This window comes from Geobacter sp. OR-1 (assembly GCF_000813145.1).
Classification (GTDB): Bacteria; Desulfobacterota; Desulfuromonadia; order Geobacterales; family DSM-12255; genus Geoanaerobacter.
Genome location: NZ_BAZF01000050.1, coordinates 1 through 1559, shown reverse-complemented (window position 1 = coordinate 1559; position 1559 = coordinate 1). Strand labels below are relative to the sequence as shown.

Below are 1559 nucleotides of genomic sequence, written 5' to 3'. Positions count from 1 at the left end.
TTCAATTTTGGGCATTGGTAAGGGCATGACAAGCCTTCAGGCAATTAAGGAGGCTATTGACGATGCAAAAAACAATTTCCCATTCGATGAACTTGACCTTAATCCCGACAGCATTGACACAGAAAGAGGCGGGGCTGGCGTTCATGGACATGTTTACCATGCATTCATCACCGAAAACACATATGACCTAATAGTTGCTTTCGGCGGCAATTTTGAGTTTGAAGTCAATGGCGGCGAGTTATTTTTGGATATTTAAATGAATCGGAGAAAAAGCATGACAGACGAATTTCACGTAGCAATCTATCAGAACGGCTATTCAATTTTAGGCATCGGTGAGGGGATTACAAGCCATGAAGCAATTCAGGAGGCTATAGTCGATGCAAAAAGCAACTTTCCGGTTGATGGACTTGACCTTAATGCTGACAGCATTGAAGTCGATATAGGTGACTGCGGTGTCATTGGGAAAACCAAGAGCACAACCGACAAAGACGGCTTACGTGACAGTGAACGGAAAAAGGTTGAATGCGGCGAAAAGCATTTCTCCACGATTGGGGTTGATTTCAAGGTAGTGAAGAATTTGAAAGAGGCACTGGCAATTTCCTCAACATGAGGAACTATTCTTTTTCGTTTTTGGTACTCAGGAATAATATTAATTTAATATTTTCTGGCCATGAACGGCACATTAAAATGAACTACAATTGAGGAAGTTATAATAAAACTAGTTTTTGTCACTGGGTAACTGAGTAAGTTCTACATAAGCTTTTATATCCTCGAAAGGCCATATTTAGGGCTTTTAGAATGACCCTAGGCATTCATTCTTAAACAGGATATTTTGAGTAAATGAGTAAGTAAATTTTTCTTTTTCGGGTGTGATTTTTATTCGACCCATTAATAGACCCATTTAAGAACGGGTAATTGAACCCATTAAAAATATTAATAATGGGTGCATAATTTGACAATTCCGCGTTTGCTCATTCTGAATAGACCCATTAAAAAACCTATTAAAATACAATCCGCTCTGCCCGTTCCATGCCGGTGAAAGACTGGCTTATAACAAGAAAATCTTAAAAACAAAAAAGGCTCCCCGTCCATTCCTGGGAGCCTTTTTAAATTCTGACTACATCCACCACCAATCATCCGGCCATGTTACCATGTCGTCAACACAACCAGCATTGCACCCTGCCTTATATCCTCTTTTGTAGTCCTCGCTTTCTATTGAGGTTTGAAGGTTAACAATCTTGCCTTCGTAGCCGTCTTTATACCCCCTTTCATAGTCTGTATTATTCGTCTTCATAAAACACCAGCCAGGAAAGATACCAACCTTGATTGTAACCTCGCATATATTCTGCATTGTTTGGTTCTTCTGCTTCTAGCATCGATTCGCCCCTTGATACCCCCCTTTCATAGTCTGTTCTTGTATTATTGTTAGCAATCACCCCCTTTCTGTTGAAGCCAAAAGCCTTCGGAATAGAACAGAAATCCTAATTCATACCCATGCTCGTAATTTGGCTCGGTACACCTCCGTTTCTGGCCTTCTGCGCCATCTTTATACCCAAAAA

The 1559-nt window shown here is 40.4% G+C and carries 2 protein-coding genes; both read left to right on the top strand.

Going from position 1 to position 1559, the window contains the following annotated elements; all coding sequences use genetic code 11:
- Positions 1-256 (top strand): hypothetical protein (locus OR1_RS22395; protein WP_160295293.1); only part of this gene is annotated, 256 nt, incomplete at its 5' end.
- A gap of 18 nt (positions 257-274) precedes the next feature.
- On the top strand, positions 275-610 hold the full coding sequence (locus OR1_RS20395; RefSeq protein ID WP_041974980.1) for a hypothetical protein: 336 nt from the start codon (positions 275-277) through the stop codon (positions 608-610).
- Positions 611-1559: the final 949 nt, after the last annotated feature.

Excerpts from the sequence above, each read along its gene's own strand:
- OR1_RS20395 (WP_041974980.1), top strand. The coding sequence starts at position 275 with ATGACAGACGAATTTCACGTAGCAATCTATCAGAACGGCTATTCAATT.